The organism is Rhodococcus spongiicola, assembly GCF_004011835.1.
In the GTDB taxonomy this organism is placed as follows: domain Bacteria; phylum Actinomycetota; class Actinomycetes; order Mycobacteriales; family Mycobacteriaceae; genus Prescottella; species Prescottella spongiicola.
Genome location: NZ_RKLN01000003.1, coordinates 475,514 through 498,671 on the forward strand (window position 1 = coordinate 475,514; position 23,158 = coordinate 498,671).

Sequence of the window (23,158 nt, forward strand, 5' to 3'; positions counted from 1 at the left end):
CTCAGCGAGTGAGCAGCGCGAGACTCTCGACGTGGTGAGTGAGCGGGAAGGCGTCGAACGCGCGTATCTTCTCCAGCCGGAAGCCGTGCTCTCGGTAGAGGGAGATGTCGCGCGCGAAGGACGCCGGATCGCACCCGATGTGCACGATGCGTTCTGGGTCGGCCGCGGCGATGAGGGCTACGACTTCCTTGCCCGCGCCCGCACGCGGCGGATCGAGGACGACCACCTCCGGTGCAGGCAGGTCCCGCAGGGCCCGCCCGGCGCGAGCGGCGTGCAGGTGCACCTGCGGCAGATCGGCCATGGCTGCGGAAGCATCGGCCACGGCCTGCCGTGAGAACTCCACGGAATCGACCCGCCCCAGCGGGCCCACCTGATCGGCCAGGGCAGCCGCGAAGACCCCGACACCGCCGTACAGATCCCACACTGCGGCGCCGTTCGACGCCTGGGCCCATTCCCCGACCACTGCCGAATACGTCGATGCCGCGCCACGGTGAGCCTGCCAGAAGCCGGTTGCCGACAACGACCACTCCCGCTCACCGACACGCTCGACGGCTCGGCCGGAACCGATCACCACTCGCTCGGCTCGAACTTCCGCCGATGCTGCCCGCCTGGCCGTCGCCCCGCGCCGGCCCGGGCTGCGGCGACCTGTACGCGACACCTTGGGCGGTGCCATCTCGACAACGTGCCGCTGCCCGAGCGCGTCCAACGCCACCTGCACCTCGGCACCCGGGTGCCACGACCGCTCAGCGAGGCCGGAGTAGGCGACGGGATCGATCTGCGGACACGCCAGGCAGGTCTCGATATCGAGGCTGCGGAAGCGGTGGAAACCGGGACGCCCGTCGGCGTCGACAGCGAGCCGCACCCGAGTACGCCAACCGGTCCCGTCTGCGGTGCCGGGCAATTCCTCGACATCGACGCCTACGTCCACCCCGGCGATGCGCAGAAGCTGCTCGGCGACGACGGCAGCCTTCATGGCGCGCTGAGCGCTCAGAGTCGCGTGCGAGTAGTCGCAGCAGCCCGCACCGCCGGGACCGGAGATCGGGCACAGTGCCGCGACGCGATCCGGGGACGACTCGAGGATCTCGACCGCGTCAGCGCGGCAGAACGATCCCCCGCGGTCCTCCGTGACCTCCGCGATCACCCGCTCACCTGATAGTCCGTGTCGCACGAACAGCACCCGACCCTCATGGCGGGCGACGCAGAACCCACCATGGCCAGGTTTGCCCAACTCGACTTCGAACCGACGTCCGGACCAGTTCACGCTCACCTGCCGGTCTTGCCTTCCTCATCGAACCCACGTCTGATTGCGCCGGGCGCATGGCCGGGCGCCTGGTCGGCGCGCTCGCGTTTGATCCTCTCCGATGAAGTCAGCTGCCAGGGCACACTTGTGACCATCACACCGGGCTGGAACAACAGCCGACTCTTCAGTCGCAGCGCGCTCTGGTTGTGCAGCAGTTGCTCCCACCAATGGCCGACGACGTACTCCGGGATGAACACCGTGACGACATCGCGAGGCGAATCGCGTCGCACCCGGCGCACGTAGTCGAGGATCGGTTTGGTGATCTCGCGGTAAGGCGACTCGATCACCTTCAGCGGCACCGAGATGTCGGTTTTCTCCCACTGCCGGACCAGGGCACGGGTATCGGACTCGTCGACGTTGACTGTGATCGCCTCGAGAGTGTCCGGGCGGGTGGCCCGCGCGTATGCAAGGGCCCGCATTGTCGGCGTGTGCAATTTCGAGACCAGCACGATCGAGTGGGTACGGCTCGGCAGGACCCCATCCCACTCCTGCTCGTCGAGTTCTGCCGAAACCCCGTCGTAGTGGCGTCGGATCGACTTCATCAGGACGAAGATCGCAATCATCGCTACGATCGCGATCCACGCCCCTGCCAGGAACTTGGTAAGCAGCACGATCACCAGCACCGCACCGGTCATCGCCAGGCCCACCGAGTTGATCACGCGTGAACGCATCATCCGCGTGCGCTGACCGGGATCTGTCTCCGTCCTCAGGTGCCGGGTCCAGTGCCGAATCATGCCGGTCTGGCTCAACACGAACGAGACGAACACGCCGACGATGTAGAGCTGGATCAGCCTGGTGACCTCGGCCTCGAAGACGACTACGAACGCGATTGCCGCACCGGACAGGAACAGGATGCCGTTGCTGAACGCCAGTCGGTCACCGCGGGTGTGAAGCTGGCGCGGAAGGTACCGGTTCTGCGCGAGAACGGATCCGAGAACCGGAAACCCGTTGAAAGCGGTGTTCGCCGCGAGCACCAGGATCAGCGCCGTCGCAGTCGTGATGAAGAAGAACCCGACCGGAAAGTCGGAGAAGACCGTCTCGGCGAGCTGGGCGATCAGTGTCTTCTGCTGGTAGCCCTCGGGTGCGCCGACGAGTTGGTCCGCCGGGTCGGCGGCATACACGATACCGATCTTCTCGGCCAGGATGATGATGCCCATCAGCAGCGTGATGGCGAAGGCGCCGAGCAGTGCCAATGTCGTGGCAGCGTTTCGAGCCTTCGGCTTCCGGAACGCCGGTACACCGTTGCTGATCGCCTCGACGCCGGTCAGCGCAGCGCAGCCGGACGAGAACGCCCGCGCAATGAGGAACGCGAACGCGATGCCGTACAGGTGCGTATCTTCGGCCTGAAGATCGAACGCCGCCGACTCGGCCTGGACGTCTTCACCGAAGATGTAGATACGCGCAAAACCCCAAGCCAGCATGAGCAACATGCCGAAGATGAACGCGTACGTCGGAATGGCGAAAGTGGTCCCAGACTCCCGGACGCCGCGCAGGTTGATCGCCGTCAGCATGGCGATCGCCGCGACCGCGAACAGCACCTTGTGCTCGGCGACGAACGGCACCGCCGACCCGATGTTCGACGCCGCCGAGGAGATCGACACCGCTACCGTCAACACGTAATCGACCATCAACGCGCTACCGACGACCAACCCCGCGTTGGGTCCGAGGTTCACCGTGGCGACCTCGTAGTCGCCGCCCCCGGATGGGTACGCGCGCACATTCTGTCGGTAGCTCGCGACCACAACTGCCATCAGGATGGCGACGGCCAGACCGATCCACGGCGCGTAGACATACGCGGTAATGCCCGCGATCGACAGCATCAGGAAGATCTCTTCCGGCGCGTAAGCAACCGATGACATCGCGTCCGACGCGAAAACAGGCAGCGCGATCCGCTTGGGCAGCAGAGTGTGCCCGAGCTTGTCGGTCCGGAACGGCCGCCCCAGAATCAGCCGCTTCGCAGCGGTGGAAACCTTCGACACCGCAAAAGCGTATGCCGTCCATGCCCATGCGCGGCGTCAGGGCGGCCATCCGACGTATTTTCGGGTCGTGCTTGTTCCTGTACGCGCGCGCTGTACCGTTCGATTCGATACCGACGGCATTCCGTCGGTCCCCGAAGCGAGAAATGTCCCCGAAGCGAGAAATGGAGAGGACGGGTGTACGTAGTCGTCATGGGATGCGGCCGGGTCGGCTCGTCCCTAGCTACCGCACTGAGCCGGATCGGCCACGAAGTGGCCGTGATCGACCGAGACCCGAGCGCGTTCCTTCGCCTGGGTCCGGACTTCCCCGGGCACACGGTGGTCGGGATGGGATTCGACCGCGCGGTGCTGGTGCGCGCCGGAATCGAACGCGCGCAAGCATTCGCGGCCGTATCGTCGGGTGACAATTCGAACATCATCTCCGCGCGAGTCGCGCGAGAGACGTTCGACGTCGAACGGGTGGTCGCCCGTATCTACGACGCCAAACGCGCCGCCGTGTACGAGCGGCTCGGAATCCCGACAATCGCGACCGTGCCATGGACCACCGACCGCTTCATGCTCGCCCTCCAACAGGACGACCAGATTTCGAAGTGGCGCGATCCCTCGGGCACGGTCGTCGTCACCGAGCTGTCTCTGCACGAGGACTGGGTCGGTCGCCGCATCACCGAACTCGAGTCCGCGACATCGTCGCGTGTCTCGTTCATCATCCGATTCGGGACCGGGATCCTCCCGGACCGCAGGACCGTGTTCCAGTCCCAGGACCAGGTGTACATCGCAGCGGTGGCTGGGACCGTTGCCGAGGCAGTCGCCCTCGCGGGAAGCCCTCCACCGTCCGACGACTGACGTCCCACCGGTCATGACTCCCTTCTCGATCGCCTTGATCGACTACCCGATTGGATGCCTCCGATGAGAGTGGCCATCGCAGGAGCCGGCGCCGTAGGCCGCTCCATCGCCCGCGAACTCGTCCGCAGCGACCACCACGTCATGCTGCTCGAGCGCAACATCGAACACGTCGAGGCCGACTCCATTCCCCAAGCAGAGTGGGTACACGCCGACGCGTGCGAGCTCAGTCTGCTCGAGGCAGCGAACCTGGAGACGTACGACGTCGTGATTGCCGCGACCGGAGACGACAAGGCCAACATCGTGCTGAGCCTGCTCGCGAAGACCGAGTTCGGTGTGGGCAGGGTGGTGGCGCGCGTCAACGATCCACGCAACGAGTGGCTGTTCGACGAGTCCTGGGGTGTGGACGTAGCGGTGTCGACACCGCGAATGCTGGCCTCGCTCGTCGAGGAGGCCGTCTCGGTGGGCGACCTGGTTCGGCTGATGACCTTCCGTCAAGGTCAGGCCAACCTCGTCGAGGTCACCCTGCCTGACAACACCCCCCTTGCGGGCAAGCCGGTTCGCAAGCTGCGACTACCTCGCGACGCGGCACTCGTCACCATCTTGCGGGGTGGACGTGTGATCACCCCGCAGCCGGACGATCCGTTGGAGGGCGGCGATGAGTTGCTGTTCGTTGCCGCGGTCGATGTCGAGGACGAGCTACGCGCCGCGATCGACATCTGAGTCGGTTCGCCGGCTTGGAGCGGATCCTTCACCGGCCTCCTCCTGACCGCTCTCGCGGGCGACGTCGGTCTCCTTGCCGGCTGCTGCCGATGGTGCCGTCTCGAGGTCCGCGGGCTCCGGAGCGGGTTCCACGATCCGGTCCGCGCGTCGGACGGCCCAGATGGTCACAAGCAGAGCCAAACCGGTGAGGGGCCACCCCATGCCGATGCGGGCAACCGCCAGCCAACCGGTCTGGTCGGCGTCGTAGAGCTCGGACTGGACGAAGTAGCGCGCACCGAACACCAGGGCCCATGCGGCGGTCGCGACATCGTACGCACGCACTGCCACAGGGTGGGCGCGCCATGCATTGCCATGACCGTTCAGATATCCCCAGACCACACCGACCAATGGTCGCCTCACGAGGATCGAGGCAACGAAGGCGCCCGCGTACACCAGGCTCGTGTAGATGCCGAACAGGAAGTAGCCCTTCGCATCACCGGTCTGATACGCGATGAACGCACAAACACCGACGCCGAGGAATCCGGAAACCGCGGGCTGGATCGGTCCACGGCGCACGATACGCCACAAGAGGATTCCGGTCGCCACACCCAGAGCGATCCAGATGGCCGCAACCAGGCCCCAAATGCTGTTCGCCGGAACGAATGCAACGATCGGCAATGTCGAGTAGACCAGCCCGCTCAGTCCCCCGAGCTGGTCAAGAATCGTCTGCTGCTTCGTTTCGGTCACGGGACGAGAGTGCCATATCCGGCGCGAGGGCGTCCCAACCGGGGACTGTGGACCAGTCAGGAATCACCACGTAGCTCGTAGTACGGATTGAAGATGACCTTTTGCCCGCCTCGGTCACCTACGCGACCACGCACCAGCAACTTCTTGCCCGGCTCGATTCCCGGAATACGCCGCCGACCGATCCACACCAGCGTCACCGGGTCGGTGCCGTCGAAGAACTCGGCCTGCACAGTGGCGTTCGCCGCTTTCGGACACGCTTCGACACTCCGCAGGCGGCCGAGCATCGTGACCTCTTCACCCCGCGAGCAATCGCAGGCGCGCGTCGCGCCTGAGGCCTGCGCGGTTTCCACCATCTCTTCCGCGTCCAACTGCTCGAGATCTTCGGTGAGTCTGCGAGTCAGCCGACGAAAGTAACCTGCCGCGGCGGGTGCCATAGCGAGCTCCTGGACACGTGACGACGCAGGTCTTGCGCCGTACAACAAGGCTTTCGCGGGGCCCGTTAGAGGCCCTGCACTGGTCATCTGAATGTCACTGTAACCCTAAAGTGACCTGACAACCACAGCCATGCGGTATTGGTCTAAATCGGACAGTGCAAGATCTACGCATGCAGCAACCCACGTGGCCCGCGGTGGCCGTTGTCCTACCCGGAACCGGCTCCGACGCCGATTTCGCCGACCGCGCTTTCCGAGAGGCGTTGACTCAGGTGGCGGTCGACACGGTAGCGGTCGAGCCGGACCCGCAGCGAGTCGTCGAGAGTTACCGTGCCGCGATGGACCGGGCCGCCGACATCCACGGCCGTATCGTCGTCGGCGGCGTGTCGATCGGTGCCGCGGTCGCGATCGAGTGGGCCGCCGCGAACCCCGATCGCGTCGCGGCAGTCCTGGCGGCCCTGCCCGCATGGACCGGGTCGCCGGTCGGGGCTCCGGCCGCCGCGAGCGCCAACTTCACGGCCGCGCAACTTCGCATCCATGGTCTCGAGGCCGTGACCGCCGAGATGACCGCATCGAGTCCGCCGTGGCTGGCCGACGAACTGACTCGCTCATGGCGCGCGCAGTGGCCGCATCTGCCGTCGGCACTGGAGGAGGCGGCCACCTACCACGCTCCCGACAGTGCGGTGCTCACCCGTGTCCGAGTCCCGGTCGGAATCGCGGCCGCCATCGATGACGCCGTCCATCCGTTCACTGTGGCGAAGGAGTGGGCGTCGATGTTGCCCCGGGCAGAGATGTCGGAGCTAACCCTCGACGCGGTCGGCACCGATCCCGCCGCCCTCGGCAGGGCATGCCTCGCCGCAATCGAGCGGATCGAGTAACGAGCCCCTAGAGCCCGAGTTGCTGCATCGCCGAGCCCGACTCACCGCGACGTGGCGGCTCGGGCCTGTTCTGCGGCTGTTGCGGCTGCTGTACCTGTTGTGGTTGCTGTCCCTGCTGCGGCTGCCGTCCCTGCTGCGGCTGCTGTCCCTGCTGCGGCTGCTGTCCCTGCTGCGGCTGCTGTCCCTGCTGCGGCTGCTGTCCCTGCTGCGGCTGCTGTCCCTGCTGTGCGGCTTGCTGGGCCGCTGCCTGCTGCTGGGCCGCCGCCTGCTGCTGGGCCGCCGCGAGCTGCTCGGCGAGCGCCTGTGGCAGAACGACCGGCAGCGGGGTCCGCACGGGGTGCGGATCGTCGCCGCGCCTCACAACCGTGTCGTCCAGGACGGTCCGCGCAATCTCCACGAGCGGCGAACCGACCGCGACGTTGCCGGACGGGCCGGCGACTACGCACCGGATCATCCAGCGGGGCCCCTCCACGCCTATGAACCGGAGATCCGCGTTCTGCGTCACACCGACAACCTCACGGCCCCACGGCCCGCTCTCGATGCCGACCTCCGCGTTGTCGCCTCGGAGCGACTCCGCCAGCTCGGACGCCACCTCGCGCCACTGTCCCGGAGACTTGGGCGCAGCGTAGGCGGAGACGGTGATGCGACCGAACTGGGTGACCAGGTGGACCGCCTGCGGTGTTCCGTCAGGCGACATCTCCACCTGAAGCTGGGCCCCCTCGGGGATCGGGAACAGCACCGAACCGAGGTCCAACCGAGTCGCCGCCGGCTCCACTCCCTCGGGGAGATCACTCACGTCGTAAGGGCCACCTTCGACGTCATCGAAGGGGACATCGAGTCCGGAGCCGTCCGGGGCATCGACCTCCTCGACGTACTCCGACACCTGCCCAGGAGCGGTGCCCTTCTTCTTCCGACGTCCCAACATGGATCAGGCCCCTTCCCTCGGCAACCGCGTCAATTCGTGCGGGCGGCCTTCCGTACCAACGAAATCGTCAAAATCCTGATCGCGCGCCACCAGGCTTGCATGTCCGCCACTCGACCCGTAACCGCCGGTGCCACGGACGGTTTCATCGAGGGAATCAACCTCCACGAAATCGACGAGTTCGACCTTCTGCACGACCAGCTGCGCTATCCGGTCGCCGCGACGCAATTCGATCGGCGTCTCGAGATCGTGGTTGATCAGGCAGACCTTGATCTCACCGCGATACCCGGCGTCGACGGTGCCGGGAGTGTTCACGACGGACAGACCGGTCTTGGCGGCCAGCCCGGACCGGGGATGGATGAGGCCGACAGTGCCGACAGGAAGCGCGACCGCGACGCCCGTGCCGACCAGGGTCCGGCGTCCGGGCTCGATCGTGACGTCGGTCGTGGTGCACAAATCGACTCCGGCGTCGCCCTCGTGGGCACGCCGAGGCAGCGGGATACCGGGGTCCAGTCGCTTCAATGCGATGGCAGGGAGATCGCTCACGTGCACCGAGACTACCTGGCACACGTGCCCTACCCTGGCATACGTGCCCGAATCGTCTCAGCCAGCACCGACCACATCCGACAACGCCCGAGAGCCGGTCTACTCCGAGCGCCTGTGGGTTCCATGGTGGTGGTGGCCTGCCGGATTGTTCGTCGCCGGTTTGCTGGCCGCGGAGGTCCACATGGGTTCTCCGGGCATCCGGCAGTGGCTTCCGTACGTCCTTTTGTTCCCGTTCCCGGTGTGGCTGCTGCTGTGGGTCTCACGCCAGCGGGTCGAGGTGTACGGCGGGCCGAACCCAGAACTCAGGGTCGGTCGGGCGCACCTGCCACTGTCGGTGGTGTCGCGAACTGCGGCGATTCCGCCGTCGGCGAAAAGCGCCGCGCTCGGCCGCCAACTCGATCCGGCGGCGTTCGTCCAGAACAAGTCCTGGGTCAAGGACACGGTCCTGATCGTCCTCGAGGACCCCGAGGATCCCACGCCGTATTGGTTGGTCAGCACGAGGCGGCCAGCCGAACTGCTGGCCGCCATCGGCCGCGGGACTTCCGCAAGCGGCTAGTCCGTCTGCTGCGCAACCGTTTCGTCAGGCGGCACAGTCCACGCAAATCATGACGCCGTTCTCCTCGCTGGCGAGACGGCTGCGGTGGTGAACCAGGAAGCAACTCGAGCAGGTGAACTCATCCGCCTGCTTGGGTACCACCCGTACCGACAGTTCCTCGCCCGACAGGTCCGCACCAGGTAGTTCAAACGACTCCGCGGTATCGGACTCATCGACGTCGACGACCGCCGACTGCGCCTCGTTGCGTCGTGCCTTCAGTTCTTCCAGGGAATCCTCGGATACCTCGTCGGAATCCGAGCGCCTGGGTGCGTCGTAGTCGGTTGCCATTTTCTTTTCCCCTCGTCCTCTTGCGTGTATCCCCGGTACCCGGGCTGCCGAAACCCCACGGTGACGGCGATCCTCGGAACCCGACAGTGATGTAGATCCGTTCCTGTGGCTGTAACAACGCATCAGCTCACTCGGAAGTGCCCATGACGTCTTCCGAAAACATGACCTACACCTCACTTTCGTTTCCTCCGGGCCCTCTCGAAATCGTGTGGTTTCACGATTGGGGCCGCCAGACAATAGCCGACGACTCAGCGAAAGTGGCAACTGGACCGGACACGGTCGAAAACTGTCCGTCAATCGTCATCAACCACTGAGCAAGTCGAGACATTCCTGGCCGGGTAGGTATCGGGGGGTGACCGAACGGGGATCTACAGTTGGCTACGGGACGGCGGCGACCAGTGCGATCGTGGCCGGAACCACACCAACTCTTTTCCTTGTTTTCGGCGGACATCCCACCCGCATACCTGACGGAGAGGTCACACACCGTGGTTTCACTGATCACCAATGGCAGCTCGACCGACGATCGGGGCCGCCCGTTTCGCCGCCGCCGCGCCCTGCCCGTGATCGCGCTGATCTCGGTCCTGGCCCTGCTCGGGGTCATGGTGTGGGTGAAAATCCTCACCGAAACCGAGGTGTACGCCACAACAGTCGACTGCAACCCCCCGGTGATGCCGAATTCCCCGGACGCCCCCACGCCACAGCCGCTGGGCGAGGTCGTCGACCGAGACACGCTGCTCGACGTCGCCCCAGCCCCACTGTCCGAGACCCGAGTCCGCGTCTACAACGCGAACGGCCAACGCGGACAGGCGGCCGATGTCGCCACCCAGCTGCGCGACTACGGGTTCGCCAGCGCGCCCGACGTGGAGGTGGGCAACGACCCCGTGTACGTGGATCAGAACCTGCAGTGCCACGGGCAAATTCGGTTCGGCCCTAACGGACTGTCCGCCGCGAGCACGCTCTGGTTGGTGGCACCGTGCGCCGAACTCATCGAGGACGGCCGGACCGACGACACCGTCGACCTGGCACTCGGCACCTACTTCGCGGACAGCATCACTCCGAACGCGGACGCCCAGGAAGTCCTCAGCACGTTGAGGGATCCGCTTGCCGGAACCGCTCCGGCGCCGCTCGATCCCGGCCTGCTCAGCGCCGCTCGCAACGCACGCTGCTGACGGCCGACCCGGGCCGGCTCAGGGAATCGGGTCGTACACACCCGCCGACCGGAACACCGCCTCCAGGTCGTCGGCGATCCCCGGGGCCATCGCGATGACCACCTCACCCGCCGCACCGCGGGTATCCGGTGTCGGCAGGTGTACCCGGGCGCCCGCCTCGCTGGCGATCAACGCGCCTGCCGCCCAGTCCCACGGATTGAGTCCATGCTCGAAGGTCGCGTCGACCCGCCCCGATGCGACCATGCACAGATCCAGCGCGGCCGACCCGATCCTGCGGATGTCGCGGACGTGCGGCAGCACCTTGCCGAGTAGTCGGCCCTGCGCGCTGCGGCGCTGCGCGCTGTACGCAAACCCGGTCGCAAGCAGGGCCAGGGACGAGTCGGTCACCGGATTGCAAGACAGCACACCGGAGTGGTCGGCGTCGGTGAACGTCGCACCCTCCCCCGCCGCCGCGGAGTACGTGATACCGCCGGCGACGTCCACGACCGCTCCGGCTACCGAGACGCCGTCGACCTGTGCGGCCACCGAGACCGAGTAGGCAGGGATTCCGTACAGGAAGTTGACGGTCCCGTCGATCGGGTCGACCACCCAGCGCGTCCCGCCGATGCCGTTCTCACCGCCGCCTTCCTCGCCCAGGATGGCGTCCTGCGGGCGGAGTTCGGCCAGACGCGTCCGGATGAGCTGCTCGGCCTCTGTGTCGACCACCGTCACGGGGTCAGTGGGCGTGCTCTTGGACTGCACCGAATTGCCGGCGCGGGCGCGCACCTGCGCACCCATCACTCCGAACACCTCCGGGCGCCGCGCTCGCACCAGCGCTGCGGCGGCTTCCGCTACGGTCACCGCGACCTCCCGGAGCACGCTCGGGGCGCTGGAAGTGGCGGCGGCGTGGTCGGTGGTGGAGTTGTGGATAACACCCATGGACGTATCGCACCACATGCGGAGTTCACTCCGCCCCCCGAATCGCGAAGCCGAACGCCCGGAAACCAACTACTGTCGGCGCTGACCTCGGCTCGCGGAAGGAGACAAACGATGGGCGCGCTCGGATTCGGTGTGGACATCGGCGGGAGCGGCATCAAAGGTGGGATCGTCAACCTCGACACCGGCGAACTGATCGAGGATCGAATCAAGATCGAGACACCGCAACCTTCGATGCCCGACGCGGTCGCTGCGACGGTGGCCGAGATCGTGGCGCGGGCCGGGTGGGAGGGTCCGGTCGGGGTCACGCTGCCGGCCGTGGTGAAGGCTGGAGTCGCGCGGACGGCCGCAAACATCGACAAGACGTGGATCGGGACGGACGCGCGCATGCTGTTCTCGACCGCTCTCGGCGGTCGTGAGGTGGCCGTTCTCAACGACGCCGACGCCGCCGGCCTGGCGGAAGACCGCTACGGGGCGGGTAGGGACGCCGAAGGTGTCGTGATCCTGCTGACGTTCGGAACCGGGATCGGGTCGGCGCTCATCCACGATGGTGTCCTGTTCCCGAACACCGAGTTCGGGCACATGGAGGTCGACGGGAAGGAGGCCGAGCACCGGGCCGCGGCCTCGGTCAAGGACACGAAGGACTTGTCGTACAAGGAGTGGGCAGCAGAGGTGACCCGGGTACTGCGTCGATTCGAGGAGCTGTTGTGGCCCGACTTGTTCATCGCGGGCGGTGGCATCAGCCGAAAGCACGACAAGTGGATTCCTCGACTCGAGAACCACACACCGGTCGTTCCGGCTGCTCTGCTCAACACAGCCGGCATTGTCGGCGCCGCGCTGACCGCGACGAATCGCCTGCAAAAGGGCATCTCTCCGTAACAATTTCGAAGCTGTCGTTACAATGGGCAGGGCCGGCTGTGAGTCGGCGAGAACCCGACAGACCTCTCCGCCGGAACTCCACTCTGGCGTGACGCCGCACGACACCGTCACGAAAGGGCGTACGTGGCAGCCACCGAAATGCGTCAGACCGCAGATTCCACTCCCGAATCAGCGACCACTGAATCCACCGCCGAGGCGACTGCCAATAGCGCGCCCGCCGCCAAGAAGGCACCGGCGAAGAAGGCCGCCGCCAAGAAGGCACCGGCGAAGAAGGCCGCCGCCAAGAAGGCACCGGCGAAGAAGGCGGCGAAGAAGACCGCCGCCAAGAAGACTGCTGCCAAGAAGACCAACGCCAAGGCCACCACCAAGGCGGAGAAGCCAAGCGATGACGGCGCCGAGCAGGACGACATCGACATGGCCGAACTCGACGTCGCCGCCGGAGAGCTCATCGACGAGGAGGTCGTCGTCGAGGGTGACGAGGAGACCGCCGAGCCGTCCGAGAAGGACAAGGCGTCCGGCGACTTCGTTTGGGACGAGGAGGAGTCCGAGGCGCTCCGCCAGGCCCGCAAGGACGCCGAGCTCACCGCTTCCGCCGACTCGGTACGCGCCTACCTGAAGCAGATCGGCAAGGTCGCGCTGCTGAACGCCGAGGAGGAGGTCGAGCTCGCCAAGCGCATCGAGGCCGGTCTGTTCGCGACCTACAAGCTGGCAGAGACAGCCGAGAAGGGCGAGAAGCTCTCCCCGACGGATCGCCGGAACCTGAGCTGGATCCACCGCGACGGCAACCGCGCGAAGAACCACCTCCTCGAGGCGAACCTTCGTCTGGTCGTCTCGCTCGCCAAGCGCTACACCGGACGTGGCATGGCCTTCCTGGACCTGATCCAGGAAGGCAACCTGGGCCTGATCCGTGCCGTCGAGAAGTTCGACTACACCAAGGGCTACAAGTTCTCGACCTATGCCACGTGGTGGATCCGCCAGGCGATCACGCGCGCGATGGCCGACCAGGCCCGCACGATCCGTATCCCCGTCCACATGGTCGAGGTCATCAACAAGCTCGGCCGCATTCAGCGCGAGCTGCTTCAAGATCTGGGCCGTGAGCCCACACCGGAAGAGCTCGCGAAGGAAATGGACATCACGCCGGAGAAGGTGCTGGAGATCCAGCAGTACGCGCGTGAACCCATCTCTTTGGACCAGACGATCGGAGACGAGGGCGACAGCCAGCTCGGTGACTTCATCGAGGACTCCGAAGCAGTCGTCGCGGTCGACGCTGTCTCGTTCACACTGTTGCAGGATCAGTTGCAGTCGGTACTCGAGACGCTCTCCGAACGCGAGGCCGGTGTCGTGCGCCTGCGGTTCGGTCTCACCGACGGCCAGCCGCGAACCTTGGACGAAATCGGCCAGGTCTACGGCGTGACACGTGAGCGGATCCGCCAGATCGAATCGAAGACGATGTCGAAGCTGCGTCACCCGTCGCGTTCGCAGGTGCTGCGCGACTACCTGGACTGACGCCACCGACTAGCTAGCAAGTAGCTAGCAAGACCAGTCACCGACCAGCAAGACTGTTGGCAAGACCTGGCACTAGCGAAGCTCTCGCGCCGGTCAGCTCGCGGGGAAAGAGTCCACGGTCTCTTCCTCGCGAGGCCGGCGCCGCTGGAACAGCCTGACAAGGGGTTCCGCCGCACGTGCGCCGATCGGTCCGAGAACCGCCATCAGCAACACGTAAGCGGTTGCCAGCGCGGCAAGTTCGCCCTCCACAGCGCCCGACGCGACCGCGAGTCCAGCGATGACGATTGAGAACTCACCGCGCGCGATGAGCGCTGTGCCGGCACGCGCCCGACCCATCAGGCCGATTCCCTGGCGCCCTGCAGCCCACCAGCCGGTCAGCACCTTGGTTGCCGTCGTCACGACCGCGAGACCGATTGCGGGCAACAACACCGGCGGAATCGTTGCCGTGTCGGTGTTGAGGCCGAACACGAGAAAGAACATCGCCGCGAACAGGTCCCGCAGCGGCTCGAGCAGTCGTGTCGCGTTGCGGGCCGTGGATCCGGAAATCGCAATGCCCAGGAGGAACGCACCGACCGCGGCAGATACCTGCAGGGCCGACGCCAGCCCGGCAACCAGCAGCGCGGCTCCGAGCAGTTTGAGCAGGAACACCTCCCGATCCTTGCTGTCGATGAGCGCGGACACGACGTTTCCGTAGCGCAGCGCGACCAGCAGCACGACGGAGATGACCGCGAACGAGATCCCGACGGACTGCAACCCGGCCAAGAAGCTCACGCCGGCGAGCACCGCGGTGAGGATCGGTAGGTAGAAGGCCATCGCGAGGTCCTCGAACACGAGGATCGAAAGCACGATCGGGGTTTCACGGTTACCCAGGCGCCCGAGATCACCGAGAACCTTCGCGACGATGCCCGACGACGAGATGTAGGTGACCCCACCCATTACGAGCGCGCCGACCGGACCCCATCCGAGCATCAAGGCCAACGCAGCGCCGGGCACCGAGTTGAGCACCAGATCGACCACGCCCGCGAGCCTGGACCTCTTCAGGCCCGTCACCAGTTCTGCGGCCGTGTACTCCAAACCCAGTAGCAACAGCAGCAAGACCACGCCGATCTCGCTTGCAAGATGACTGAACTCATCGATGCCATCCAGATGGATGAAGCCGCCCTGACCAAAGCTCAGGCCTGCGATCAGATAGAGGGGGATCGGCGACATGCCGACTCGGCCGGCCAGACGACCGAGTACGCCGAGCACGAGAAAGATCGCGCCGAGCTGGACGAGGGCCAGTGCGGTACCTGTCATCTCCACGTATTCGCTGCGTCGGGATCAGCCGTGCGCAAGGATCTTGGCGGCCTGCTCGAGGCCGTCCTGGGTGCCCACCACTACGAGAAGATCACCATTGGTGAACAGGAAGTCCGGGCCCGGAGAAGGCATGACCTGGCCGGCCCGCATCACTGCGACGATCGACACTCCGGTGCGGGTACGCATAGCGGTCTCCCCGAGCGTGCGGCCATCCCATGGGGAGTTGTCCGTGATCGGCAGCTGACGTGTGCTGATCCCGGGCAGGTCGCGGTGCTCCTGCTGCAACTGCGCGACGAGTTGAGGGGCGCCGAGGAGATTCGCGAGTACCGACACCTCCTCCGACTCGAGGGGGATAGACGCCGTGCAGGCGTCTGGGTCATCGAGTTTGGAGATGATCAGGTCGGTGCGACCGTCGCGGTGAGTGACAACACCAATGCGTCGACCCGTCGCGAGTACGAAGTCCTTGCGGACGCCGATACCTGGCAGAGGCGTCACTTCCACGTTCATGGTTCAACGTTAGCGCCATGAGCCGACGCAACCACCAATACCCCCGGAATTCCCGACGATGCCGACCCGACCGATGCCGACCCGACCGGAGCCCGCTCACTCCAGCGGCGCAAACACCCCGGTCGCGTCGGGCTGGTAGTCGGCTACCTCGATGACCGAGTCCGTTGGCAACGCGCCGTACAGGTGCGGGAATCTCATCGACGGGGGGTCCGATGGGGACCCGGGCTCCCAGCGAACGTCGGCACCGAGTAGGTCCGGATCCAGATGCAGAAGCACCAAGTCGCGCCGGCCCGCGAAGAGTCGGTTGGCGGGGAGGTGGACCTGCTCGGGCGTGGACAAGTGCACGAAGCCGTCGGTGGCGAATCCGGCCGGGATGCGCTGGCCGTCCCGCTGCGCGGCCACCCACTCGTCCTTGGTGCACATGTGGACGAGCCGCCGTCCGGGTCCGCTCGTGGGCGGTTCGCTCGAGGGCGGTTCGCTCGAGGGCGGTTCGTTCAAGGGCGCCGACATGCGTACCCTCCCCTGCACCTGTTGGAGCCGTAACTGTTGAAAAGGACACACCGACAATACGTCGGGAACAACCCAATCCAGCTGAACGTCTGACATTGTGGACCTACCGCGTCATCCCCGACGCGGCGGAAGACCCCAGGTGGTGGGTGCGAACCCACCATCAGTTCGGAGGAGTCATGCCCGGAACACTGACCAGCACCCCGTTGACCGCTGCCGACCGGTGCGACCGGTGCAGCGCAGGAGCCCGTGTGCGCGCCGTGCTTGCCAGCGGAGGAGAACTTCTCTTCTGCCAGCACCACGCCAACGAGCACGCCGGCCGTCTCCGTGAGATGAACGCGACAATCGTCGACGACTCCGAGGCGACCCTCTAGCGCGTCAGCCTTCCGGGCGGACCACCGTCCGTCCCCGGTACCGAAGCGGGTGACCACGATCTGTGGTCGCCCGCTTCTGTGTTTCTGCAGACAGTGCTCATGCAGACAGTGCTCCTGCAGACAGTGCTCCTGCAGACAGATGCGCTCCGGGCTTCCGCCACCCGGAAGATCGCGGCGCGGCGTTGGCCTACCACTGACGCAGCATCGCGATGCGGTCGGTGAGTTGCTCGACGGTGGCGATCGCTGTCGGCGGGCCACCGCACATCCGGCGCAGTTCACCGTGAATGACGCCGTGCGGCTTGCCGGTCCGATGATGATGCATCGCGACAAGGGAGTTGAGTTCGCGCCGCAGACTCGCGAGCTGCCCGGCGGCCGCGACTCGCTCGGTGACCGCCTGCGCCGCCGGGACGGCCACCGGTTCCGAGGCTGCAGCAGACTTGTCCAGCTGCTTCTGCTGCCGCTGCCGCAGCAGAGCCCGCATCTGCTCGGCATCGAGCAGCCCGGGCAGACCGAGGTAGTCGGCCTCCTCGTCGGATCCGGAAAAGGTAGCCGTGCCGAAGGAAGAGCCGTCGTAGATCACCTGGTCGAGCTCGGCGTCGGCGCCCAGGGACGTGAACGCCTTCTCCTCCTCGCCGGGTTCGTCCTCCTGCTTGTTCGCGGCAGCCAGCAGGACGTCGTCGAGCCCATCCTTCTCCCGGTGCGGCTTGCCGAGGACGTGGTCGCGCTGAGCCTCGAGCTGGCTGGCGAGGTCGAGCAGAATCGGGACGGACGGCAGGAACACGCTCGCCGTCTCTCCCTTGACCCGAGAACGCACGAATCGACCGACGGCCTGCGCGAAGAACAACGGGGTCGACGCGCTCGTGGCGTAGACACCGACGGCCAGCCTGGGCACGTCGACGCCTTCGGACACCATGCGCACCGCGACCATCCATTTCTGGGTGCTCTCGGAGAACTCGGCGATCCGGTTGGACGCAGTCGGGTCGTCGGACAGGACCAACGCCGGTGCCTCGCCGGTGATCGCCTCGAGCCTGCCGGCGTAGGCGCGGGCCGCTGCCTGGTCGGTGGCGATCACCAGCCCCCCGGCGTCCGGCATCCCACCGGCACGCAGCTGACCGAGACGCGTGTTCGCGGCGGTGAGCACCGACGGGATCCAGTCACCGGCCGGGTCGAGTGCCGTGCGCCAGGCTCGGGCCGTCTGCTCCGCGCTGAGCGGCTCACCGAGGCGGGCGGCGAACTCCTCGCCCGCGCTGTTGCGCCAGCGGGCCTCACCGGAATACGCCAAGAACACGACCGGACGGACCACACCGTCAGCAAGGGCGTCGGCGTAGCCGTACGCATGGTCCGCCTTCGAACGCATGTGGCCCTCGTTGTCAGGCTCGTACGTCACGAAGGGAATCGAGCTGTCGTCGCTGCGGAAGGGTGTTCCGGTCAAGGCGAGCCGGCGGGTGGCGTCGCCGTACGCCTCGCGAATCGCCTCACCCCAGCTCTTCGCGTCGCCGCCATGGTGGATCTCGTCGAGAATCACCAAGGTGCGGCGCGCCTCGGTTCGGGCGCGGTGTTTGAACGGGTGAGACGCGACCTGCGCATAGGTCACGACGACGCCGTCGTAGTCCGACGAGGTCTGACCCGTCGAGTTCGAGAAGCGCGAGTCCAGGGCGATGCCGATGCCTGCGGCCGCCTCGGCCCACTGATGCTTGAGGTGCTCGGTCGGGGCGACCACGGTGATCTGGTCCACAGTGCGGTCTCGCAACAGCTCGGACGCGACCCGAAGAGCGAACGTGGTCTTGCCTGCGCCCGGTGTGGCAACAGCGAGGAAGTCCCGCGGCTTGGTTGCCAGGTACTTCGTCAGAGCGCGCCGCTGCCACCCGCGTAGCAAGTTGGTGGGAACAGGTGCACGATCGAGACTTCCGGGTTCAGCGCTCACTTCGCACCTCGCCACTGGCTTCGCACGATTGTTCCCACTCCTTGCTTCCCCACTGCTTCTTGCTTCACTGTCGTCGGCTGCCGGCCGCTCGGTTCCGGCACGAAATTCGGCGACGCCCGCGGAGGAGCCTAGCGCCCTGAACCGGCCGATTTCGCATCGCCCACGCCCACCCGGGGTGTCCTGGACCGACGACACTCTGCGTCACCTCGACCGCCGATCGCGCCTTGGTGGCAGAATCGGTCGGGGCACGTCGGGGGCCACAGCGGGTATTCGATCGCGCCGTCAGGAATCCTGGGATCACGATGAGCGAAACGCCGTCCGCCATGAGGCGCCACCCGCTTCGGTTGTGCATGCGGGTCGGCGGTCGCACAGCCTCGAAGGCGTGGAGCGACTCGATCTTCGGCAGGTCCGCCACCGCCGCGTTCTGGCAGACCCTGTCGCTGCCGCCACTTCTGCTGGGACTGCTCGGCAGTCTCGGCTACGTCGGCGGATGGTTCGGCCCCAACACGGTCGAGATCATCCAGTCGAAGATCGTCACGTTCAGCCAGACAGTGTTCAGCGAGAACATCGTCGACCAAATCATCGAGCCGACCGTCTCGGACGTTCTCGTGCGGGGGCGGCCGGGGATCATCTCTGCCGGCTTCCTGTTGTCACTGTGGGCTGGGTCGTCGGCGATCTCGACCTTCGTCGACTCGATCGTCGCGGCACACGGACAGCAGGACGCCCGGCACCCTGTCTGGCAGAGGGTGTTCGCCTTGCTGCTCTACGTGGGGTTCCTCATCCTGTCGGTCTTCACCCTCCCCCTCGTCGCGCTGGGCCCGACGATGATCGGTCGGGTTCTTCCGGAGTCTTGGCACACCGTTGGAGCCGAGATGGTCGACGCCTTCTACTACCCGGCGGTCGGGCTGATGCTCCTCGTGGGACTGACCACCCTCTACAAGGTGGCACTGCCCAAGTCGTTGCCATGGCACCGCCTGCTCGGTGGAGCGCTGCTCGCCGGCGTGTTCTTCCTGACGGCAAGCACGGTCCTTCGGAGCTACCTGACCTGGGTGACCGGCACCGGGTACACCTACGGGGCGCTGGCGACGCCGATCGCCTTCCTGCTGTTCGCGTTCTTCCTGGGGTTCGCGATCGTGCTCGGGGCCGAATTCAACGCCACGATTCAGGAATTCTGGCCGGCGAGGGCCACCCGAATCGAGCAGGTACGCGATTGGATCGCGGCTCAGTCTGCGGTCGATGAGTCCGAGGATGGCAGCCGGGTCACCAATCTGACCCGGCGCCTGGCCACGGGCCCCATCCGATTCAGGTCGGATCGATCCATTCCGGATCCGTCACAGTCGGATCCGTCAGAATCGAACGACGACGCGGCGGTGGGCACACACGACGTCGACGCACCCACAGCTCAATCCGAAGACCCGGGGACTCAGTCGCCCTTGCGAAGCCCGTCGTAGACCTTCTTGCACTCCGGGCATACCGGAGAACCGGGCTTCGCGGACTTTGTGACCGGGAAGACCTCGCCGCACAGCGCGACGACGTGGGTGCCCATCACCGCGCTCTCGGCGATCTTGTCCTTCTTCACGTAGTGGAAGAACTTGGGTGTGTCGTCGTCGGTGGTCTCGTCGGTGGTGGTATCGGGAAGTTCCTTTGTGGAAGTGCTCACGAAACCATGATGCCGCACATCAGCGCACCAGCGTCATATGCGGCCCCACTGTCGTATGGAGCCGCACCGTCATGTGCATTTGACTTCCGAAGGTGCAACAGTAGAACCATGGCAAGAACTTCGGGGTTCGGCGAGAATGCCGAGAGCGGTACACCTCGCCACCCGGCGTTGATCACCGAGGCTGCCCAGTCCATCGAGGATCAACACCGGGCGCGCGTCAGGAAGTACCTGACGATCATGTCTTTCCGGATCCCGGCCTTGGTTCTCGCAGCGATCGCGTACGGCGCTTTCGGGAATCCCTGGATCTCGGTGGGCATCATCGCAGTGTCCATTCCGCTGCCCTGGATCGCTGTCCTCATCGCAAATGACAGGCCTCCCCGGTCGAAGGACGAGCCCAGCCGGTACGACCACCGCGACGCAGCCCGCGCGCTCGAGTCCCGGATGCACCGCACCATCGACGGCTGACTCGCCGGGCCGTCTGCTCGCCGACGGCTGCGACAATGCTCGGGTGAATCGTGACCTCCTGCTGTCCATCTGTGGTCCGCTACGCGACGCGCTGACGCGCACGCGGTACGACATCGACTCGATCGTCGACCTCCTCGGCGTCGACGCGCACGCGGCACTCGGAAGATACGAGCCTGTTCCCGTCCGCAGAGCCAGTGAGAACGGCGGCGAACTCGGCCAGCTGGTCCGGCTGTTCCTTCTGGGCGACGACTGCCCGGCGGCCGACGTCGCGACTGCGTTGCGGCCGCTCGACCTCGACGCCGCGGTTGCCGCAGGCCTGCTCTCCCGCGATAACGACACCGTTCGCGCCGAGCTGGACCTGCGACCCCTCGATCTGGGCAGCGGAAACCGGTGGACGTTGGCCGACCTCGACGGCGCAATGCGTCCCCGCGAGAGCGGCGACGACCACGTCATCGGCGTCGGAGAGGCGTCGCTGTCACTGCTACGGGGTACCCCGACCCGCCCGGTCGGCACCGTGCTCGACGTCGGTACCGGATGCGGAATCCAGGCACTACGTGCCGCCGACTATGCAGGCAAGGTCACCGTCACCGACATCAACCCACGTGCCCTGGCGCTCACCGCCGCTACCGCGGCGCTGAACGGACTCGACTTCGAGATCCTCGAGGGATCGTGGTTCGAACCCGTGAGCGGCCGGCGTTTCGACCAGGTGGTCGCGAATCCGCCGTTCGTAGTCGGTGAGGCACGCGTCACACACACCTACCGTGATTCCGGTCTGAACCTCGACGGGGCGAGCGAGTTGATGATCTCCGGTGCCGTCGACTATCTCGAGCCCTGTGGCACGGCGGCGCTGCTCGCGTCGTGGCTGCATGTCGACGGTGAGGACTGGCGTCAGCGGGTCGCGTCGTGGCTACCGGCGCACGGGATCGACGCCTGGATCGTCCAACGGGACGTCGCCGATCCCGCCCTGTACGTCGGGACGTGGCTACGCGACGGCGGGTCGGACCCCCGGGACCCCGCCGTGGAAGCGCGCGCGAATGCGTGGCTCGACCATCTCGAGGGGGCGGACGTCGTGGGCATCGGATTCGGATTCGTGTACCTGAGACGCACGGACGCGCCGTCGGACATTCTGTGTGAGGACCTCCGTCACGGCTTCGACGATCCACTCGGCGACGAAGCTCTCGCGTACTTCGATCGCCTCGCGTGGCTCCGCGACAACGACGTCCTTTCGGCGCGGTTCGAGGTCCGGACCGAGACGGCACTCGAACGGGTATATCTGCCCGACGAGGACGGCTGGCGCCAGGTGGTGGCGCGGGTGCACCGCGGCCACGGGCCGCGGTGGCAGCACGAGGTCGACGACCTCGCTGCGGCCCTACTCGCGGGGATGCGCCCCAACGGGTTGCCGTTGGAAGACCTCGTCACGCTTCTCGCGTGCGCACACGACGAGGACGAAGAATCACTCGCGGCCACGGCCGTACTGCTGGTCCACTCCCTTGTTCGACACGGCCTGATCGAACCGGCCTGATCGAACGCGGCTGGTCGAACCGGCCTGACGCCCGTTCCCAACCTCCCCTTCTCAGGAACTTCTCAGGGGAACTGCGGAAATCCGCAGGTCGCGGACCATCGAATCGAACGCCGCCGGGAACTTTCCCGGTCCGTCGGGGCGTTGAGGCATATGAGACACCCTGACGAGGAGGCACGTCATGACAAGCCCCAGCACCACTCGACCCCGCATCACCGACTCCGACCTGGACGGCCAGAGCCCGGCCGCGGATCTCGTTCGCGTCTATTTGAACGGGATCGGCCGCACCGCTCTGCTGACCGCAGCGGACGAGGTGGATCTGGCGCGGCGGATCGAGGCTGGGTTATACGCGGCCTACGTGCTCGAGAAGAAAAAGCGACTCTCGGTCGCGAAGAAGCGCGATCTGGCCGCGATCGTCCGCGACGGCGAGGCAGCACGGCGCCACCTGCTCGAGGCGAACCTCCGCCTCGTCGTGTCTCTCGCCAAGCGCTACACCGGGCGTGGCATGCCGCTGCTGGATCTGATCCAGGAGGGAAACCTCGGCCTGATCCGCGCCATGGAGAAGTTCGACTACGCGAAGGGCTTCAAGTTCTCGACCTACGCGACGTGGTGGATCCGCCAGGCCATCACCCGCGGCATGGCCGACCAGAGCCGCACCATCCGGCTGCCCGTTCACCTCGTCGAACAGGTCAACAAGCTCGCCCGGATCAAGCGCGAACTGCATCAACAGCTCGGCCGTGAGGCGACCGACGAGGAACTCTCGCACGAGTCGGGCATCCCCGTGCACAAGATCGCGGACCTGCTCGACCACAGCCGCGACCCGGTGAGCCTGGACATGCCCGTCGGCAACGACGAGGAGGCTCCGCTCGGTGACTTCATCGAAGACTCCGAGGCGACCTCGGCAGAGAACGCGGTCATCGCGGGCCTGCTGCACAGCGACGTCCGCAGCGTCCTCGCCACGCTCGACGAGCGTGAACAGCAGGTGATCCGACTGCGCTACGGCCTCGACGACGGGCAGCCACGCACGCTCGACCAGATCGGCAAGCTGTTCGGGCTGTCCCGTGAGCGGGTTCGCCAGATCGAGCGTGAGGTCATGGGCAAGCTCCGGCAGGGTGAGCGCGCCGACCGCCTCCGCGCCTACGCGAGCTGACCTGGCTCGCCCTAGCCCCCGGCCGGATGCGGATCCTTCCCCCCTCAGGATCCGCATCCGGC

At 66.2% G+C, this 23,158-nt stretch carries 25 protein-coding genes; 12 read left to right on the top strand and 13 right to left on the bottom strand.

Annotation, left to right across the window (positions count from 1 at the left end; all coding sequences use genetic code 11):
* Window position 1: 1 nt before the first annotated feature.
* Window positions 2-1,267, bottom strand: a complete 1,266-nt coding sequence (locus EF834_RS10245) for a class I SAM-dependent RNA methyltransferase (RefSeq protein WP_127947084.1) — start codon at window positions 1,265-1,267, stop codon at window positions 2-4.
* Window positions 1,264-3,279, bottom strand: coding sequence for an APC family permease (locus EF834_RS10250; RefSeq protein WP_127947085.1), 2,016 nt, complete (start codon window positions 3,277-3,279; stop codon window positions 1,264-1,266). Before EF834_RS10250 ends, EF834_RS10245 begins: the two co-directional genes overlap by 4 nt.
* 174 nt (window positions 3,280-3,453) lie before the next feature.
* Between EF834_RS10250 and EF834_RS10255 the strand changes: the two genes are divergently transcribed.
* Both EF834_RS10255 and EF834_RS10260 read left to right on the top strand, forming a co-directional pair.
* Complete coding sequence (locus EF834_RS10255) at window positions 3,454-4,119, top strand: potassium channel family protein (protein ID WP_127947086.1); 666 nt, start codon at window positions 3,454-3,456, stop codon at window positions 4,117-4,119.
* A 63-nt stretch (window positions 4,120-4,182) separates the two neighbouring features.
* On the top strand, window positions 4,183-4,839 hold the full coding sequence (locus tag EF834_RS10260; RefSeq protein WP_127947087.1) for a potassium channel family protein: 657 nt from the start codon (window positions 4,183-4,185) through the stop codon (window positions 4,837-4,839).
* On the opposite strand, the gene EF834_RS10265 is transcribed toward EF834_RS10260, so the two are convergent.
* Together EF834_RS10265 and EF834_RS10270 are read right to left on the bottom strand one after the other, a co-directional pair.
* The gene (locus EF834_RS10265) at window positions 4,816-5,565 is read right to left on the bottom strand and encodes a DUF3159 domain-containing protein (protein WP_127947088.1); all 750 of its coding nucleotides are present in this window, start codon (window positions 5,563-5,565) and stop codon (window positions 4,816-4,818) included. The genes EF834_RS10260 and EF834_RS10265 overlap by 24 nt on opposite strands.
* 56 nt (window positions 5,566-5,621) lie before the next feature.
* Window positions 5,622-5,999, bottom strand: a complete 378-nt coding sequence (locus EF834_RS10270; RefSeq protein WP_127947089.1) for an OB-fold nucleic acid binding domain-containing protein — start codon at window positions 5,997-5,999, stop codon at window positions 5,622-5,624.
* Between the two features lie 170 nt (window positions 6,000-6,169).
* Here EF834_RS10270 and EF834_RS10275 point away from each other — a divergent pair, with 170 nt between their 5' ends.
* Complete coding sequence (locus EF834_RS10275) at window positions 6,170-6,874, top strand: alpha/beta fold hydrolase (RefSeq protein ID WP_127947090.1); 705 nt, start codon at window positions 6,170-6,172, stop codon at window positions 6,872-6,874.
* A 7-nt stretch (window positions 6,875-6,881) separates the two neighbouring features.
* Here the strand turns inward: EF834_RS10275 and EF834_RS10280 are convergent, their stop codons facing one another.
* The gene (locus EF834_RS10280; protein WP_127947091.1) at window positions 6,882-7,799 is read right to left on the bottom strand and encodes a DUF3710 domain-containing protein; all 918 of its coding nucleotides are present in this window, start codon (window positions 7,797-7,799) and stop codon (window positions 6,882-6,884) included.
* A 3-nt stretch (window positions 7,800-7,802) separates the two neighbouring features.
* Window positions 7,803-8,348: a dUTP diphosphatase gene (gene dut, locus EF834_RS10285; protein WP_127947092.1), complete on the bottom strand. Its 546-nt coding sequence runs from the start codon at window positions 8,346-8,348 to the stop codon at window positions 7,803-7,805.
* A gap of 37 nt (window positions 8,349-8,385) precedes the next feature.
* On the opposite strand from dut, the gene EF834_RS10290 reads away from it, so the two are divergent.
* Entirely contained in the window at window positions 8,386-8,898 is a 513-nt protein-coding gene (locus EF834_RS10290; RefSeq protein ID WP_235871096.1) for a DUF3093 domain-containing protein, read from the top strand.
* A gap of 24 nt (window positions 8,899-8,922) precedes the next feature.
* On the opposite strand, the gene EF834_RS10295 is transcribed toward EF834_RS10290, so the two are convergent.
* Complete coding sequence (locus EF834_RS10295; RefSeq protein WP_127947094.1) at window positions 8,923-9,225, bottom strand: DUF4193 domain-containing protein; 303 nt, start codon at window positions 9,223-9,225, stop codon at window positions 8,923-8,925.
* 485 nt (window positions 9,226-9,710) lie between these two features.
* Here EF834_RS10295 and cei point away from each other — a divergent pair, with 485 nt between their 5' ends.
* A complete protein-coding gene (gene cei / locus EF834_RS10300) occupies window positions 9,711-10,394 on the top strand; it encodes an envelope integrity protein Cei (RefSeq protein WP_127947095.1) in 684 nt (227 codons plus the stop codon).
* 18 nt (window positions 10,395-10,412) lie between these two features.
* Here the strand turns inward: cei and EF834_RS10305 are convergent, their stop codons facing one another.
* Window positions 10,413-11,312 (bottom strand): inositol monophosphatase family protein, encoded by a 900-nt coding sequence (locus tag EF834_RS10305; protein WP_127947096.1) that lies wholly within the window; start codon window positions 11,310-11,312, stop codon window positions 10,413-10,415.
* A 111-nt stretch (window positions 11,313-11,423) separates the two neighbouring features.
* On the opposite strand from EF834_RS10305, the gene ppgK reads away from it, so the two are divergent.
* Together ppgK and EF834_RS10315 are read left to right on the top strand one after the other, a co-directional pair.
* Window positions 11,424-12,188: a polyphosphate--glucose phosphotransferase gene (gene ppgK, locus EF834_RS10310; RefSeq protein WP_127947097.1), complete on the top strand. Its 765-nt coding sequence runs from the start codon at window positions 11,424-11,426 to the stop codon at window positions 12,186-12,188.
* A gap of 123 nt (window positions 12,189-12,311) precedes the next feature.
* Window positions 12,312-13,694, top strand: coding sequence for an RNA polymerase sigma factor (locus tag EF834_RS10315; RefSeq protein WP_127947098.1), 1,383 nt, complete (start codon window positions 12,312-12,314; stop codon window positions 13,692-13,694).
* A gap of 93 nt (window positions 13,695-13,787) precedes the next feature.
* Here the strand turns inward: EF834_RS10315 and EF834_RS10320 are convergent, their stop codons facing one another.
* The 3 genes from EF834_RS10320 to EF834_RS10330 all read right to left on the bottom strand — a co-directional run bounded on the left by EF834_RS10320 (window position 13,788) and on the right by EF834_RS10330 (window position 15,920).
* Window positions 13,788-14,990, bottom strand: coding sequence for a cation:proton antiporter (locus tag EF834_RS10320; RefSeq protein WP_127947099.1), 1,203 nt, complete (start codon window positions 14,988-14,990; stop codon window positions 13,788-13,790).
* Between the two features lie 24 nt (window positions 14,991-15,014).
* Window positions 15,015-15,497, bottom strand: coding sequence for a cation:proton antiporter regulatory subunit (locus EF834_RS10325; RefSeq protein WP_127947100.1), 483 nt, complete (start codon window positions 15,495-15,497; stop codon window positions 15,015-15,017).
* Between the two features lie 96 nt (window positions 15,498-15,593).
* Entirely contained in the window at window positions 15,594-15,920 is a 327-nt protein-coding gene (locus EF834_RS10330; protein WP_235871127.1) for a DUF952 domain-containing protein, read from the bottom strand.
* A gap of 263 nt (window positions 15,921-16,183) precedes the next feature.
* Between EF834_RS10330 and EF834_RS10335 the strand changes: the two genes are divergently transcribed.
* Window positions 16,184-16,378, top strand: coding sequence for a DUF7455 domain-containing protein (locus EF834_RS10335; RefSeq protein WP_127947102.1), 195 nt, complete (start codon window positions 16,184-16,186; stop codon window positions 16,376-16,378).
* Between the two features lie 187 nt (window positions 16,379-16,565).
* On the opposite strand, the gene EF834_RS10340 is transcribed toward EF834_RS10335, so the two are convergent.
* Complete coding sequence (locus EF834_RS10340) at window positions 16,566-18,302, bottom strand: DEAD/DEAH box helicase (RefSeq protein ID WP_127947103.1); 1,737 nt, start codon at window positions 18,300-18,302, stop codon at window positions 16,566-16,568.
* A gap of 302 nt (window positions 18,303-18,604) precedes the next feature.
* On the opposite strand from EF834_RS10340, the gene EF834_RS10345 reads away from it, so the two are divergent.
* Complete coding sequence (locus tag EF834_RS10345) at window positions 18,605-19,753, top strand: YihY/virulence factor BrkB family protein (RefSeq protein WP_127947104.1); 1,149 nt, start codon at window positions 18,605-18,607, stop codon at window positions 19,751-19,753.
* Here the strand turns inward: EF834_RS10345 and EF834_RS10350 are convergent.
* Window positions 19,726-19,962 carry a DUF3039 domain-containing protein gene (locus EF834_RS10350; protein ID WP_127947105.1) on the bottom strand — a complete coding sequence of 79 codons (237 nt, stop codon included), beginning with the start codon at window positions 19,960-19,962 and terminating at the stop codon, window positions 19,726-19,728. The genes EF834_RS10345 and EF834_RS10350 overlap by 28 nt on opposite strands.
* A gap of 108 nt (window positions 19,963-20,070) precedes the next feature.
* On the opposite strand from EF834_RS10350, the gene EF834_RS10355 reads away from it, so the two are divergent.
* The 3 genes from EF834_RS10355 (at window position 20,071) to EF834_RS10365 (ending at window position 23,096) form a co-directional block, all read left to right on the top strand.
* The gene (locus tag EF834_RS10355) at window positions 20,071-20,427 is read left to right on the top strand and encodes a DUF3099 domain-containing protein (RefSeq protein WP_127947106.1); all 357 of its coding nucleotides are present in this window, start codon (window positions 20,071-20,073) and stop codon (window positions 20,425-20,427) included.
* A 43-nt stretch (window positions 20,428-20,470) separates the two neighbouring features.
* Window positions 20,471-21,949 carry a DUF7782 domain-containing protein gene (locus EF834_RS10360; RefSeq protein ID WP_127947107.1) on the top strand — a complete coding sequence of 493 codons (1,479 nt, stop codon included), beginning with the start codon at window positions 20,471-20,473 and terminating at the stop codon, window positions 21,947-21,949.
* Between the two features lie 178 nt (window positions 21,950-22,127).
* A complete protein-coding gene (locus tag EF834_RS10365) occupies window positions 22,128-23,096 on the top strand; it encodes a sigma-70 family RNA polymerase sigma factor (protein ID WP_127947108.1) in 969 nt (322 codons plus the stop codon).
* Window positions 23,097-23,158: the final 62 nt, after the last annotated feature.

Excerpts from the sequence above, each read along its gene's own strand:
- EF834_RS10275 (WP_127947090.1), top strand. The coding sequence starts at position 6,170 with ATGCAGCAACCCACGTGGCCCGCGGTGGCCGTTGTCCTACCCGGAACC.
- EF834_RS10365 (WP_127947108.1), top strand. The coding sequence starts at position 22,128 with ATGACAAGCCCCAGCACCACTCGACCCCGCATCACCGACTCCGACCTG.
- EF834_RS10345 (WP_127947104.1), top strand. The coding sequence starts at position 18,605 with ATGAGCGAAACGCCGTCCGCCATGAGGCGCCACCCGCTTCGGTTGTGC.
- EF834_RS10270 (WP_127947089.1), bottom strand. The coding sequence starts at position 5,999 with ATGGCACCCGCCGCGGCAGGTTACTTTCGTCGGCTGACTCGCAGACTC.
- EF834_RS10295 (WP_127947094.1), bottom strand. The coding sequence starts at position 9,225 with ATGGCAACCGACTACGACGCACCCAGGCGCTCGGATTCCGACGAGGTA.
- EF834_RS10305 (WP_127947096.1), bottom strand. The coding sequence starts at position 11,312 with ATGGGTGTTATCCACAACTCCACCACCGACCACGCCGCCGCCACTTCC.
- EF834_RS10330 (WP_235871127.1), bottom strand. The coding sequence starts at position 15,920 with ATGTGCACCAAGGACGAGTGGGTGGCCGCGCAGCGGGACGGCCAGCGC.
- ppgK (WP_127947097.1), top strand. The coding sequence starts at position 11,424 with ATGGGCGCGCTCGGATTCGGTGTGGACATCGGCGGGAGCGGCATCAAA.
- EF834_RS10280 (WP_127947091.1), bottom strand. The coding sequence starts at position 7,799 with ATGTTGGGACGTCGGAAGAAGAAGGGCACCGCTCCTGGGCAGGTGTCG.
- EF834_RS10355 (WP_127947106.1), top strand. The coding sequence starts at position 20,071 with ATGGCAAGAACTTCGGGGTTCGGCGAGAATGCCGAGAGCGGTACACCT.
- EF834_RS10320 (WP_127947099.1), bottom strand. The coding sequence starts at position 14,990 with ATGACAGGTACCGCACTGGCCCTCGTCCAGCTCGGCGCGATCTTTCTC.
- EF834_RS10325 (WP_127947100.1), bottom strand. The coding sequence starts at position 15,497 with ATGAACGTGGAAGTGACGCCTCTGCCAGGTATCGGCGTCCGCAAGGAC.
- EF834_RS10335 (WP_127947102.1), top strand. The coding sequence starts at position 16,184 with ATGCCCGGAACACTGACCAGCACCCCGTTGACCGCTGCCGACCGGTGC.
- EF834_RS10260 (WP_127947087.1), top strand. The coding sequence starts at position 4,183 with ATGAGAGTGGCCATCGCAGGAGCCGGCGCCGTAGGCCGCTCCATCGCC.